At 74.4% G+C, this 14021-nt stretch carries 11 protein-coding genes; 5 read left to right on the top strand and 6 right to left on the bottom strand.

The window, feature by feature from the left end:
* The first annotated feature begins 20 nt into the window (after positions 1 to 20).
* Both BKD26_RS30390 and rfaE2 read left to right on the top strand, forming a co-directional pair.
* Positions 21 to 674: an SIS domain-containing protein gene (locus tag BKD26_RS30390; RefSeq protein WP_084904995.1), complete on the top strand. Its 654-nt coding sequence runs from the start codon at positions 21 to 23 to the stop codon at positions 672 to 674.
* A complete protein-coding gene (gene rfaE2, locus BKD26_RS30395) occupies positions 671 to 2071 on the top strand; it encodes a D-glycero-beta-D-manno-heptose 1-phosphate adenylyltransferase (protein WP_084904993.1) in 1401 nt (466 codons plus the stop codon). Before BKD26_RS30390 ends, rfaE2 begins: the two co-directional genes overlap by 4 nt.
* Before the next feature lie 613 nt (positions 2072 to 2684).
* Here rfaE2 and BKD26_RS30400 read toward each other — a convergent pair.
* On the bottom strand, positions 2685 to 4166 hold the full coding sequence (locus tag BKD26_RS30400; protein ID WP_084904879.1) for an MFS transporter: 1482 nt from the start codon (positions 4164 to 4166) through the stop codon (positions 2685 to 2687).
* Between the two features lie 185 nt (positions 4167 to 4351).
* Between BKD26_RS30400 and BKD26_RS30405 the strand changes: the two genes are divergently transcribed.
* Positions 4352 to 5095 carry an SDR family oxidoreductase gene (locus BKD26_RS30405; protein ID WP_084904881.1) on the top strand — a complete coding sequence of 248 codons (744 nt, stop codon included), beginning with the start codon at positions 4352 to 4354 and terminating at the stop codon, positions 5093 to 5095.
* Here the strand turns inward: BKD26_RS30405 and BKD26_RS30410 are convergent, their stop codons facing one another.
* Genes BKD26_RS30410 through BKD26_RS30425 form a run of 4 tightly spaced genes read right to left on the bottom strand, consistent with a single transcriptional unit; the run spans position 5096 to position 11837 of the window.
* Positions 5096 to 6124 carry a DNA topoisomerase IB gene (locus tag BKD26_RS30410; protein WP_084904884.1) on the bottom strand — a complete coding sequence of 343 codons (1029 nt, stop codon included), beginning with the start codon at positions 6122 to 6124 and terminating at the stop codon, positions 5096 to 5098.
* A 55-nt stretch (positions 6125 to 6179) separates the two neighbouring features.
* Complete coding sequence (locus tag BKD26_RS30415) at positions 6180 to 6518, bottom strand: DUF3140 domain-containing protein (protein ID WP_084904997.1); 339 nt, start codon at positions 6516 to 6518, stop codon at positions 6180 to 6182.
* Positions 6519 to 6578: 60 nt separating this feature from the next.
* Entirely contained in the window at positions 6579 to 8954 is a 2376-nt protein-coding gene (locus BKD26_RS30420) for a SpoIIE family protein phosphatase (RefSeq protein ID WP_084904887.1), read from the bottom strand.
* Positions 8955 to 9014: 60 nt separating this feature from the next.
* Positions 9015 to 11837 (bottom strand): SpoIIE family protein phosphatase, encoded by a 2823-nt coding sequence (locus tag BKD26_RS30425; protein WP_241518917.1) that lies wholly within the window; start codon positions 11835 to 11837, stop codon positions 9015 to 9017.
* Between the two features lie 164 nt (positions 11838 to 12001).
* Between BKD26_RS30425 and BKD26_RS30435 the strand changes: the two genes are divergently transcribed.
* Positions 12002 to 12934, top strand: coding sequence for a MurR/RpiR family transcriptional regulator (locus BKD26_RS30435; RefSeq protein ID WP_084905001.1), 933 nt, complete (start codon positions 12002 to 12004; stop codon positions 12932 to 12934).
* 263 nt (positions 12935 to 13197) lie between these two features.
* Here the strand turns inward: BKD26_RS30435 and BKD26_RS30440 are convergent, their stop codons facing one another.
* Positions 13198 to 13443 (bottom strand): DUF5133 domain-containing protein, encoded by a 246-nt coding sequence (locus BKD26_RS30440; RefSeq protein WP_084904892.1) that lies wholly within the window; start codon positions 13441 to 13443, stop codon positions 13198 to 13200.
* Between the two features lie 275 nt (positions 13444 to 13718).
* Here BKD26_RS30440 and BKD26_RS30445 point away from each other — a divergent pair, with 275 nt between their 5' ends.
* Entirely contained in the window at positions 13719 to 13913 is a 195-nt protein-coding gene (locus BKD26_RS30445) for a DUF2795 domain-containing protein (RefSeq protein WP_084904895.1), read from the top strand.
* Positions 13914 to 14021 lie beyond the last annotated feature (108 nt).

A 14021-nucleotide genomic window follows, 5' to 3' on the forward strand; every position in this document is an offset into this window, starting at 1 on the left:
ACGCGGTACGCCCGAACGCCATGACCGATCCCCTCGCTTCCCTCACCCTCGAAGCGGCGCACGAGCACTGCCGGGCGCTGCAGGACGCGCTCGGCCGGTTCCGGCGCCACCATCTGGACCGGATCGCGGAGTGGGGCGGCCATCTCGCGGCCGTCCTGCCGGTCGGCGGCCGGCTGCTGGCCGCCGGCAACGGCGGCAGCGCGGCACAGGCCCAGCACCTGACCGCCGAGCTCGTGGGCCGCTACCAGCGCGAACGCCCCGCCTTCTCGGCCATCTCCCTGCACGCCGAGACGTCCAGCGTGACGGCCATCGGCAACGACTACGGGTTCGACCAGGTGTACGCCCGTCAGGTCACCGCCCACGGCCGGCCCGGTGACGTGCTGGTGCTGCTGTCCACCTCGGGCCGCAGCGCCAACCTGATCGCGGCGGCCGTGACCGCCCGGCGGGCCGGGCTGCGGGTGTGGGCTCTGACCGGTCCACGGCCCAATCCACTGGCCGAGGCCGCCGACGAGGCCCTGTGCGTGGAGGCCGGTTCGACGGCGACCGTGCAGGAGACTCACCTGGTGGCCGTGCACCTGCTGTGCGAGTGCTTCGACGCGGCGGTGGCGGCGGGGCCGCCCACCCGTGCGGCGGGCGCGGCGGCGCCCGTCGCGGTCCGGCGGAGGATGTCATGAGCGCGTACAAGCCCTTGGTGGTCGTCGGTGACGTCCTGCTGGACGAGGACATCGAGGGCGTGTCGACCCGGCTGGCCCCGGACGCCCCGGCCCCGGTCGTCGACGTCACGGGCGACCAGCGCCGCCCCGGCGGTGCCGGGCTGGCGGCCGCGCTCGCGACGCGCGGCGGGCGGGACGTGGTGCTGGTGACCGCGCTGGGCGACGACCCGGCCAGCGAGGCGGTGCGGCGTTCGCTGCGCGGCCGGGTGCGGGTGGTGGAGCTGCCGCTGAACGGCACCCTGCCGGTGAAGACGCGGGTGCTGGCGTCCGGCCGGCCGCTGGTGCGGATCGACCGCGGCGGCGGTGACCCGGGCGAGCCGGACGGGGCGGTGCGCGAGACGCTCGCGCAGGCCCACGCCGTGCTCGTCGCCGACTACGGGCGGCACACCGCGAGCGCGGTACGGGAGCACCTGGCGGCCGTCGCGCCGAAGGTGCCGGTGGTGTGGGACCCGCACCTCAAGGGCGACGCGCCGGTGCCGGGCTCGCGGATCGTCACCCCGAACGCCGCCGAGACGATGGCGCTGTGCCGCGGCGACGGCGACTCACTGCGCGCGTTCGCGGAGCGGGGCGCGGATCTGGCCGAACGGTGGCGGGTGGCCGCGGTGGCCGTGACGCTCGGCGAGCGGGGCGTGCTGCTGACCCGGCCGGGTGCCACCACCCCGATGCTGGTCCCGGCGCCGTACCGGGCGGAGGGCGACGCGTGCGGTGCGGGCGACTGCTTCGCCGCCGCGACGGCCGCCGCGCTGGCGGACGGCGCCCTGCCGGAGGAGGCGGTGCAGCGGGCGGTGGCCGAGGCGGCCGCGTTCGTCGCCGCGGGCGGCGCGGGCAACCCGTCGCTGTGGCGTACGCCGCCCCCGGCCGGGCCACGGGAGGTGCCGGAGACCGACCCGTTCGTGCTGGCCGAGCAGGTGCGGGCGCGGGGCGGGACGGTCGTCGCGACGGGCGGCTGCTTCGACCTGCTGCACGCGGGCCACGTGGGCCTGCTGGAGAGCGCCCGCCGGATCGGCGACTGCCTCATCGTGTGCGTCAACTCCGACGAGTCCGTCGGGCGGCTCAAGGGCCCCGGCCGGCCCCTGAACCCGCTCCCCGACCGGGTGCGGGTGCTCGCGGGCCTCGGCAGCGTCGACGCGGTCGCCGTCTTCGACGGGGACACCCCGGCGGAGCTGCTGAGCCGGCTGCGGCCGGACGTGTGGGTCAAGGGCGGCGACTACTCCGCCGAGGACCTGCCGGAGGCGGAGGTGCTGCGCGCCTGGGGCGGCCAGGCGGTGGTGCTCCCGTACCTCGACGGCCGCTCCACGACCCTGCTGGCCCGTCGCGCCGCCCAAGCCGCGGCCCCGATCCGGCCCCCGGGCCGGTAACCGGCCGGTGGCTGCGCCCCCAGCCCCCCAGCCCCCCGGCGCCGTGCCGCGTATGGCGCGGCGCCGGGGGCGCCTCCACGCCCCCGTTGCGGGCACTCGCCACTGAGACGGCTCCCCCACCCGCTGTGCGCGATCGCCCCGCTGAGGCGGGGCGCCCCCACCCGCTGTGCGCGATCGCCCCGCTGAGGCGGGGCGCCTCCCCCCGTTGTGGGCAGTCGTTCCGCAGGGCGGAACGGGTGGGCACAACGGGACGGGGCGGTGCCTTTGCGGCGGTTCCTCCCGGGGCGGTGCCCGTTCCCGGTTCGCTCCGGTGCCGTGCGGGTCGGTGGCCTGCCGGGGGGTGGGGGGGGCGTGGCCCCTCCGGGCTCGTCTCCTCGAGGCCGGCGGCCTCGGGCGCGAGGAAGGGAGCCGTTACGGCGCCGCCGACCTCTGCGGGGACGACCCTGCACGGCCCCACCCCGGTCGTCGGCCGACTGCGGGCCGGTGGGGGGCAGGGGGTCACCCCGGTCGTCGGCCGGCCGCGGGCCGGTGGGAGGCAGGGGCACGGCCACTCCGGTGGCCGGCTGCGGGCCGGTGGGGGCCAGGGGCACGGCCCCACCGCGGCGGCGTGGCGTCAGGCCGCGGTGGAGAGGGCGGGGCGGTCCGTCAGGACGGGGGTGTCCGGGTGGAGCAGGACCGGCTCCGGGCCGCGGCGGCGCAGGAGGTACCCCGCCCCGATCGTGCCGGCGATGAGCAGGCCGCCCGCCACCAGGGCGCCGCGCGCGCCGGCCAGCTCCATGAGGAGGCCGAGCGCCGGGGGGCCGGCGAGGCCCCAGACGGTCTTGATGCTGCCCCAGACGCCGAGGACGCGGCCGCGCATATGGGCGGGCGGGTCCGTCTGGAGGACCGTCGTACCGGCCGTGTCGGAGACGGACTCGACGACGGCCATCGGCAGGACGAGGACCAGGAGGACGGCGAGCGACGGCGAGAGTCCGGCGACGACCTGGAGCAGCGCGCCACCGGCGGCCAGGGTGCCCACCAGGCGTACGGAGGGCTTGCGCAGCCGGGCGCCGAGAACGGCGCCGAGGATGCCGCCGACGGCGAGGACGGTGGAGACCGTGCCGAAGGCGCCGGCGCCGCCCGCGAGCGGGCCGGTGACGAGGACGGCGAGGGTGAGGCTGTAGTTCCGGCCGAAGATCGCGCTGATGCCGGTGATGCCGGCGAGGGCGACCAGCCGGGGGCGGCGGGCGAAGAAGGCCAGGCCTTCGCGGACCGTCATGGTGTCGTCGTCGCGCGGCGTGACCGGTTCGGCCTTGGTGGCGGCGTTCGCCACCGGGCGCAGGAACGGGATGACGGCGGCGACGAACAGGAACGACAGGCCGTTCGCGGCGTACGCGGCGGCCGTGCCGAAGACGCCGAGCGCGAGGCCGGCGAGGCCCGCGCCGGTGAGGCGGCCGGCGTTGTGGACCAGGGAGCCGACGCCGATGGCGGACGGCACGTCCTCGGCGCGGACCAGGTCGTTGCCGAGCAGCGCGCAGGCGGGCCCGTCGACGGTGGCGATGAGGCCGGTGACGGCCGCGAGCGCCATCAGGACGCCCAGGTTGAGCTGGTCGAACGCGACGAGCAGGGCCGTGGTGAAGGCGACCGCGCCGAGCAGCGCCTGGCTGACGGCGGCGGTGAACTTGCGGGGCCAGCGGTCGACGGCGGCGCCGCCCGCGACGCTCATCAGGAGCCCGGGCGCGGCCTGGACCGAGAGGGACAGGCCTGTCGCGGCGGCGGACCCGGTGATCTGGAGGACCAGCAGGTTCTGCACGGTGAGCTGCATCCACGTACCGGCGTTGGACACGAAGTTCGCGACCGACCACCAGCGCATGCTGCGGTACTTCAGGGAGCGCCACGGCGAGTGGTCACCGGAGCGGAATCGGCGGGCGAAGGGGCGGGCGGGCGCGGGGGCGTCAGAAGATGAAGGCACAGTGAGGTACGGGGGTGAAGAGTCCGGTGGACTCGGATGGCGGAATTCGGCGGAACTCAGGACACGGCTGCGTCGCACGGCCGATCCACCGGATCTGTCTGCTGCCGCGTCCCTCGTGAGGGGCGGTCGGGCAGCGTCGACCATGGTGGCAGACGGTGGACCGGCCCGGCGGGCCAACGGGCGCTGCCGGGAGGGCCGTAGGGCGTAAATCCCTTGCCCCGTCTGGGTTTGCGTACTTCTGGTGTGCTTGCTCACAGTGACCGCTCGGCATGCCGAACGTAGTGGCGCAGGCCACAGTGGAGGTCAGGTATCGGCAGGAGGAGGCAGGCATGGGCGGAGTGCGGGTCGATCTTGGGGGCAGGCAGGCGCTGGTCACCGGCGGGGCGCGCGGGCTGGGTGCCTCGATCACCCGGGCTCTGGCGGGGGCGGGGGCGTCGGTCCTGGTCGCGGATGTGCGCAAGGAGCAGGCGCGGGAGCTGTGCGAGGAGCTGGGGCGGGACGGGCGGGATGTTCGGTTCGTCGAGATGGACGTCCGGGACGCCGAGGCGGTGGCCGGTGTGTTCCGGGAGCTGGAGGAGGACGGTCAGCACGTGGACGTGCTGGTCAACAACGCGGCTGTGGATGTGTCCAAGCCCATCGAGCACCTCACGGCGGAGGAGGTGACGCGGGTGGTCACGACGAACCTGCTGGGGCCGATGTACCTGTGTCTGGAGTCCTACCGGCGGATGGTGGCGAGGGGTGGCGGCCGCATCGTGAACATCCTGTCGACCGCGTCGAACCGGACGTGGACGGAGGCCGGGCCGTATGCGGCGGGCAAGTCGGGGCTGCGGGCGTTCACGCACACGCTGTTCCAGGAGGCGCAGCGGGACTGCCCGGGCATCGGCGTGACGGGGATCATCGCGGGCGGCATGGAGACGCCGTTCATCCTGGAGCGTTTCCCGGACGCCGATGTGTCGATGCTGCAGAGCCCGGACATCGTGGCCGACACGGTGCTGTACGCGTTGTCGGTGCCGGAGGGCAGTGTGGTCCCGGAGCTGGTGGTGGTGCCGCGCAAGGAGCCGTCCTGGCCGTGATCAGCCGGGCGGCCGGCTGGTGCGCAGCATGCGGAGGACGGCCCGCTCGGCGGGGCCCTGGGTGGCGGGGATGCCGTACGCGCCCTCGTCGCCGAGGTGGGGCAGTGCGGCGGCCACGGTGACGCCCTCCTCGTACAGCTCGATCACGCGCGGGTTGATGTAGGAGGCCCGGCAGATGGCGGGGGTGTTGCCGAGGTATCCGGCGACTTCACGGGCGGCCCGGCTGATGGCGCGGCGGCGGGCGGTCTCGCTGTGGGCGACGCTCTGGGAGACGGCGAGGGCGACGGCGGCCATGACGGTGGCGTGCCAGGTGCGGAAGTCCTTGGCGGTGATCTCCAGGCCGGCGAGTTCCCTGAGGTACGCGTTGACGTCGGCGCCGCTCACCTCGTGCCAGGAGGGCCGCTCCCAGTAGGCGAGGAGCCGGTCGCCGCCGCCCTGACGGCGCAGCAGGGCGGTGAGGCTGCGGCAGGCGGCGGGGTCGGCGACGGTCTGGACGATCTCCTTGGCGTGCTTGCCGGTGTAGGTGAACAGGACGGCGCCGGCGTGGCAGCGGGAGTGTTCGCGCAGCAGGGTGGTCAGGCCGTAGCTGTTGTTCTCCTCGGTGTAGCGGTCGCTGCCGATGCGGAAGAACCCGAGGTCGAGCAGGCGTACGGCGGTGGCGAGGACGCGCCGGCGGGTGAGGCCCCCGTCGCTCAGGTGTCCCTCGACGGCCTCGCGGACGGCGGGGAGGCGTTCGGCGACGTCCAGGACGTGGTCGTGCTTGGCCTGCTCCTGCTCGGCGCGGAACTGCGGGTGGTAGAGGTACTGGCGGCGCCCGGCGGCGTCGGTGCCGACGGCCTGGAGGTGGCCGCTGGGCCTGGCGCAGATCCAGACGTCCCGCCAGGCCGGCGGGATGACCAGCGCCTTGACGCGGGCGAGTTCCGCCGGGTCGCGCAGGGGCTGTCCGGCGGGGTCGAGGTAGCGGAAGCCGCGGCCGTGGCGGAGGCGGGTGTAGCCGGGGTCGGTGGGGCGGCTGTGGGAGAGACGCAACGGATCCTCCTCGTCGGGACGCTACGGCCGGTGGAGAATCCGCGGGGCTGGATCGTCAGGTCGGTTTGAGCGGGTCGTGACCGATGTCCATCAGGCTGTGGCGCCAGTCGGTTCCCCCGGCCTGCGGTTCGAGGGAGGGGTCGCGCTGCGAGCGGACGATGTCGCAGACGCGCTGCATGACGCTCACGTCGTCCTGGGTGAGGTCGGTGCGGCGCTTGCCGAGGATGTCGAGGACACGTCGGCCCATGGGCTTTCCGGCGCGGTCGGGGACCTCTTCGGTCTCCTCGCCCGCCGATGCGACGTTGAGCCATTCCCGCAGCTCGCGCGAGGTCATGTTGACGACGGTGTGGAACTCGTCCCAGAGCCCGTCACTGATCTGTTCGGACACTGCCATGACGTACCTCCCGTGCGTGTCGGCCACCCCCGGGTTTCCGGGCCGGAGCCTCGGCAAACGTCAGGGCGGGATCGGCTGCTCGGCCCAGATGGTCTTGCCGGTGGGGGTGTAGCGGGTGCCCCACTGCTGGGTCATCTGGGCGATGAGGAACAGCCCGCGGCCGCCCTCGTCCTCGCTGCCCGCGCGCCGTAGGTGCGGCGAGGTGTGGCCGGTGTCGGACACCTCGCAGATGAGGGTCCGGTCGCGGATGAGCCGCAGCTGGATGGGGCCGGAGGCGTAGCGGATGGCGTTGGTGACGAGTTCGCTGACGACCAGTTCGGTGGTGAAGCCCAGCTCGCCGTCGAGCCCCCAGGCGCCCACCTGCCTGGTGGCCAGGGCGCGGGCCCGGCCGACCACTTCGGGGTCGTCGGGCAGGTCCCAGGCGGCCACCTCGTGGCTGTCGAGGGTGCGGGTGCGTACGAGGAGGAGCGCGGCGTCGTCGTCGACGGGGCCGGGCAGCAGCGTGGTGACGATCCGGTCGCACAGGTCGTCCAGGGGGCGCCGGTGCTCGGCGAGGACGGCGTGCAGCGCGTCGAGTTCGGCGTCGCGGTCCCGGTCGCGGCCCTGGATGAGCCCGTCGGTGAACAGGGCGATCAGGCTGCCTTCGGGGAGGGTGAACTCGGCGCTCTCGAACGGCAGGCCGCCCAGGCCCAGCGGCGGGCCGGCGGGCACGTCCGGGTGGCTGACGGCTCCGGTGCCGGGGTCGACGATCGAGGGCAGGGGGCTTCCGGCGCGGGCCATACTGCACCGCCCGGAAACCGGGTCGTAGACGGCGTACAGGCAGGTCACGCCGAGTGCGGCGTCCTCGGTCCCGGCCTGGACGGCGGTCTGTTCGTGGGCGTCCTGGGTGATCAGTTCGTCGAGGCGGGTGAGGAGTTCGTCGGGCGGCAGGTCGAGTCGGGCGAACGCGCGCACGCTCGTACGGAGGCGGCCCATGGTGGCGGCGGCGCGCACCCCGTGGCCGACGACGTCGCCGACGACGAGGCCGACGCGGGTGCCGGACAGGGCGATCACGTCGTACCAGTCGCCGCCGACTCCGGCCCGGTTGTCGGCCGGCAGGTAGCGGTGGGCGACGTCGACGGCGGTGAGGCGTGGCAGGTGGCGCGGCAGCAGGCTGCGCTGGAGGGTGAGGGCCGCGGCGTGTTCGCGGGTGAAGCGGCGCGCGTTGTCGATGCTGACGGCGGCGCGGGCGGCGAGTTCGTCGGCCACCAGCAGGTCGCCGGACTCGAACGGGTCGGGGTGGCGGTCGCGGCAGAAGGTCACCACGCCGAGCGGGCCGCCTTCGGTGCGCAGCGGCACGGCGAGCCGGGAGTGCGCGCTCTGCGTGGGCGTCGGCCCTTCCAGTACGGGCTGTCCGCCGGCCAGGCAGCGGGCCTGGAGGGAGTCCGCCGGGTAGGCGACCGGTCTGGCGGTCCTGGGGCCTTCCGAGGGGCCTTCCCACACCCGTACGACGCGTCTGGCGGTCGCCGTTCCGGGGGCCGGCTGGTCGCCCTCCAGGACGACGTCGATGAGGTCGACCGTGATGGCGTCGGCGAACTGCGGGACGGCGACGGCGGAGAGTTCCTGTGCCGTGCGGGTCATGTCCAGGGACGTGCCGACCCGGCCGCCGGCCCGTACGAGGAGGTCCAGGCGCTGCTGGGCGAGGTAGCGGTCGGTGATGTCCACCGTCTCCTCGCACACGCCGAGCGCGCGGCCGTCGGCGTCCTGGAGCCGGTAGTAGGAGCAGGACCAGACGTGGTCGTGTTCGGGGTCGGCGGGCGGGCGGCCGCTGTAGTGGAGTTCGATGACGGGCTCGCCGGTGGCGATCACCTGGCGCATGGTCTCCGTCAGGGTGCCCGGGTAGCCGTCGGAGAGGATCTCGCCGTCGGCGACCATCTCGTCGGGGCCGAGTCCGGCGTACTGGAAGGTGCCCATCTCGCGGTACAGGGCGTGGTTGGTCCATACGACCCGCAGGTCGGTGTCGTAGATGGCGAGGCCGACGGGCGACTGGGTGGCCAGGCCGCGGAGCATCGACTGGAGGGCCTCCCACCGCTCGGTCTCGTCGGCGTCGGCCACCGCGAGCAGCCGGGCGGGGCCGGCGCCGGCGTGGGACAGCGGGAGCGTCGCGGTCGCCACACGGACGATGTGGCCGTCCCGGTGGCGCATGTGGAGCACCTGGCGCCGGGCCAGCGCCGCGCCGGGCAGGGGCGCCGACATGCGGTACGCGCCGGGGCGGTCCACGACGAACGTGCCGATGGGGCGGCCGACCGCTTCGTGCGGCGGGTAGCCCAGCAGGGCGTGGGCCGCCGGACCCCAGCCGACGACCGTGCCGTCGCCGTCCAGCACGGCCGTCGCTGCTTTCGTGACGTCGAGGGGGCCGCGGAAGTCGGCATCCTCGGCCGCGTACACCGCGCTCATGGCACCTGCCTTCTTACGTCTCCTCATGGTCGGTCGGCGTTCCGTGCGGCACAACCGCGCTCATGCCGCGCTGCTCCGGCGGGGGCCGCCGTCGGGGCGGCGGGCGGCGAGGAGCAGGGCGATGTCGTCGGGCCGGTCGTGGGCGCCCGTGGCCTCGCGGATGAGCCGCTCGGCGGTGTCGGCGAGGGGGGACGGGCCGACCCCGGAGAGGGCGCCGCGCAGCCGCTCGATGCCCAGGTCGATGTCGGTTCCGGGCTGTTCGACGAGCCCGTCCGTGAACAGGGCGAGGACGTCGCCGGGCGCGAGCCGCAGTTCGGTGACCGGGTAGGTCGCTTCGGGGTCGACGCCCAGGACCACGCCGCCGGGCAGGTCGAGGACCTCCGTTGTGCCGTCCGGGTGACGCAGCAGGGGCTGGAGGTGGCCGGCGCGTACGGCGCGGGTGACGCCGGTCGCCGCGTCCAGGACGATGTAGCAGCAGGTGGCGAACTGGCCGGCGTCGAGGTCGATGAGCAGGCGGTTCGTCCCGCTCATCACCTCCTCGGGGTCGTGGCCGCTGAGGGCGAAGGCGCGTACGGCGCTGCGCAGCTGGCCCATGGTCGCGGCGGCGGCCACCCCGTGTCCCTGGACGTCGCCGATGATGAGGGCGATGCCGCGGCCGGTGTCGATGACGTCGTACCAGTCGCCGCCGACCTCCATGCCCTGGGTGCCGGGGAGGTAGCGGCCGGCGGTGTCGACGTCGTGGAGCCGGGGCAGCGTGTGCGGCAGGAGGGCGTCCTGGAGGCCTCGGGCGAGGGCGGCCTCGGAGTCGTAGCGCCGGGCGCGTTCGAGGGCCTGGGCGATCAGTCCGGCGAGGGCGGTGAGGACGGTGCGCTCCTCGGGGCTGAAGCCGCGGGGCTGGTCGAAGCCGAGGATGCAGGAGCCGACGGGGCGGCCGGAGGCGATGAGGGGCAGGAAGGCCCGGGCGCCGACGTGGGCGTCCATGGGGATGCCGGGGTAGGCGGCGGCGAGCCGCTGCATGGACTCGAAGAAGATGGGGCGGCCGGTGGTGAGGGTTTCGACGCCGGGCAGTTGGGCGTCGAGCCCGACGCCGTCGAAGCGGTCGAGGAAGCCTTGCGGGAAGCCGGTCTCCCAGGCGAGGTGGAGCTGGCGCTCGCTGAGGAGGTAGATCGCGAGCTGCCGGCCGCCGAACGCGGGCAGCAGTTCCTCGGTGACGACGGCGGACACCTGGCGGGCGGTGACGGCCTCGGTGAGCGCGATGGCGAGGGCGACGGGGCGGTACAGCATGGACGCCCGGTCGGCCGGGGAGCCGAGTCCGGCACCGGGCGAGGCGACGGAGCCGGGCGTGTACTCGGGCTGTTCGGCGGGGGCGAGGGTCATGGTCAGGCCCTCGTGGCCGGGGTGGAGGGAGACCGACAGCCACGTCTCGGGGTCGCGGTGCACCAGGAAGTGGACGGGCTCGTCGGAGAGCAGGGCGGCCCGGAAGTTGTCCTCGTACGCGGGCCGCCCGAACCAGGGCAGGGCCTCCCACAGGTCGCGCCCGATGAGCTGGGGCCTGCCGCGGCCGAGGAGGGTCTCGGCGCTGCGGCTCACGAACGTGATCCTCCCGAGCCGGTCCAGCGAGCAGATCCCGCCCGCCAACCGGTCGGCCGCCGCACCCCCGACAGCCCCGGCCCCCGGGTCCACCAGTACCCCCCGCAGCCGCCGCCCCGCCCCCGGACCGGCGGGCGCGTGGCTGCCGGGGCCGGCGGGGGCGCGGCTTCCCCCTGCGGCTGGCGGTGGACGTTCCTCCGCGGACCGGTCGGCGGGCGCCGGGGTGCTCGGGGCAGCGGTGGGCGGCTCCTGCACCGCGCGGTCGTCGGCGCCTCCGCTGACGGTCCCGCCGGCCACACGGTTCCCCGCACCGGCGGACTCGCGAGGCCCCGCCGCCGACCGGTCCGCGGGCACGGGGGCACGCGGGGTGGCGGGGGGAGGTGGCCGTCCGGTGTCGGGTGGGCGGTGCGCCGGGTCGTCGGAGAGTGGCCGGGGCACTCGGCCGCCGGGGGGCTGGTGGGGCGAGAGTTCCAGGAGGCAGGGGCGGCCGTCGCGGGCGCGCAGCCAGATGCGGCGGGTGTGGGGGTGGTCGGCGTCGGTGAGCCGTCGGGCGACGGTCCACAGGCCGTACGCGTCCTCCGGGGCGAGCAGGGCGGTGAAGGCGTCGATGGTGGCGGGCGGGCCGGTGTCCGGTGCGGCGCCGAGGATCGTACGGAACTCCTCGTCGGTGGTGACGGCACCGGTCGCGGTGTCCCAGTCGAGGTGGCCGGTCCGCACGGGCGGGGCGGTGCGCGTGGGCAGTTGGACGTTGACGGGCGGGTCGTCCCAGGCGACGGGGGTGCCCCCGGCGGCGAGGCCGGCGAACCGTGTGCCGAGGTGCCGCGCCGCCCGGTGCATCCGGCGCCGGTCGCCCGGGTCGACGGGGCGGCCGGGGGTGGCGGCGCGGAGGACCACGAGCACGCCGAAGCCGTCGCCGCCGTGGGCGACCGGCTCGTACAGCGACCCGAAGGGGAACGGCAGGCCCGCCATGAGCTGGGGGTAGCGGCGCATGGCGTCCTCGGCGTCGGCGAGGTGGACCGGCTTGCCGGAGCGGTGGGCGTCGGCCACCGGGAAGGGGCGGTTGATGTGCATGCGCCACCAGGGGTGGAACAGCAGGGCGGGCAGCCCGGCGAGGGCCGCCAGCCGCAGCAGCCCCGGGGTGCCGCTGCGCAGGTAGACGCCGCCGGCGAATCGCCGGTGGATTCGACGGCGCCCACCGTCGCCTCGGCCAGCGCCAGGGCCAGTGCGCCGGGCCGGCCCTCGGCGTTCCCGGTGCCGTTGCTGTGTGGTTTCCCTGGCATGTCCCAGCCTCACTCAGCGGGAGGTACCCGGCGCCGCCGTGCCCGGTACGGCACGGGTGCGGGCACACAGACAGCATGCTCCCGAGCGGCCGGGTCGCGCACATCGGTGGCCCGGGGGCGGCCGGACCGGGTGAGCTATGTTGAGCGGAATCGGGACAAGAAGGAGGCACACCGGTGGTGCCATCAGGGCAGCAGGCACGTGCGCAGGCGGCTGCGATCACGCCGGGCACGCCGTCCGCGGCGGCGGAGCCGGCCCCGGCCGTCCCCCTGGACCGGGTCATGGCGCTCTTCGGCGGCCACCGGCTGTCGCCCGCCCAACGCCGCATCGCCCAGTACATGATCGACCACCTCACCGAGGCCGCGTTCCTGTCGATCACGGATCTCGCGGAGCGCGTGGGGGTGAGCCAGCCGTCGGTGACGCGGTTCGCGACGTCCCTGGGGTACAGCGGGTTCCCCGCGCTCCGGGAGGCGTTGCAGCCCATCGCGCTCAGCGCGGTGGCCGGTGCGCCGGACACCCGCGAGGAGATCCGCCGCAATGAACTGCAGGCCGCCATCGACGCCGAGATCGAGAACCTGGAGCATCTGCGCCGCCTGCTCGCCGATCCCGGCCAGATCCTCGATGTGGGGCGTGAGTTGGCGACTTCCGTCCCCTTGACGGTCCTGGGTCTGCGCATCTCGGTGTCGCTGGCGGAGTACTTCGCGTACGCGGCCCGCCGTATCCACCCCGACGTGCGCCTGGTGACGCGCGGCGGCAGCGTGGCCTACGACGCGCTGCTGCAGTCCCGGGAGGCGGGCGGGACGTGGGTGCTGGCGTTCGCGATGCCGAGGCACGCCCACGAGACCCTGGCCGCGATGCGGGCGGCCCGCCGGACGGGGCTGCACATCGCGCTGATCACGGATCTGACGCTCGGGTCGCTGGTGGACGAGGCGGATGTGACGCTGACGGCCGGGACGGGGTCGCGGCTGGTCTTCGACTCGTACGCGGCGCCCGGCGTCCTCGCGGCTTCGGTGCTCCAGGCCATGGCGGACGCCAACCCGGAGCGCACGCAGCTGCGGCTCGAGGGGTACGAACAGGCTGCGGAGCAGCACAACTTCTTCCTCGACGACTGAGCCCGGGACAAGGGCGTTTTCAGTCGTTTTCACGCGTCAGCAGCGCATGAAATTTTTCATACGCTTGCTTACTCGACGGTAAATATATTTACTGCACGGACACCCCGGTGAAACGGCCCGGGGTGTCGTGACAGAACACCGCGTGACGGCGCTCCCTCCTCGCGTCGCCCCCGGTGTTCCGACCGGGCGCTCCGCACTCCCCGCGGACACCCGTGGCGGCCCCGGTCAACCCCTGGGCCGGGGCCGCCGAAAGTCCTCCCGCGTCAGCCGGCGGTACCGGCCGTAGCCGGTGCCGCCGTGGTGGCCCCCGCCGTGGCGGCCAGCCTCGCGCGTGCGGCGGCCAGCGCTTGGTCCAGCTGCCGCGTTCCGGTGGTCACGCACAGCGTGTACGTGACATCGTCGAGCCGTCGTTTCAGGTCGGGCGCGAGGGCCAGCTCCTGGGAGGCGGTGCACAGGGATTCGTAACGGGCCACGAGCTCACGAAGCACTGCGGGATGCGCCAACAGCATGAACGTACCTGCCTTTCCCACGCCACGAAGCAAGGAGAGAGGGACGCCGATGCCTTCTCCAGGCCGGCCTCCCCAAGGCCGGGCGATGCGCCGGCCCCCGAACCGGGTCGCCCTCCCGCACATGGATGTGCCCGCACTCTCCGGTCCTCACACGACATTGTGATGCAACCGTGACGGATTCGCGCTGCGTGGGGAGAAAAGGTGCCTGTGCTCCATTGTCGTGACATGGACTTTGGTACCGGTATCCGGTTCCCGCGCCGGGGTACCCCTCGACCATGGCTGTGAACCCCATCGAAATGCAGAAGGCCCTCGGCGGCGTCGAATACCCGGCATCGAAGGAGCAGATCGTCGATCAAGCACAGAAGCACAAGGCCGACAAGAAGGTCATGGAGGCCCTGAAGTCCCTCCCCGAGAAGCAGTACGACTCGCCGGCCGCCGTGAACAAGGAGGTCGGCAAGGGCGGGTCCTGACCCGGCCCCCGCCTCACCGACGTCACACCACACGCCGTCCGCCCCGTCCCCCCATCCCGGGTGACGGGGCGGACGCATGCGTGCCCACGCACAGTCACGCACTCACCC

This window comes from Streptomyces sp. CB03238, from assembly GCF_002099185.1.
Classification (GTDB): Bacteria; Actinomycetota; Actinomycetes; order Streptomycetales; family Streptomycetaceae; genus Streptomyces.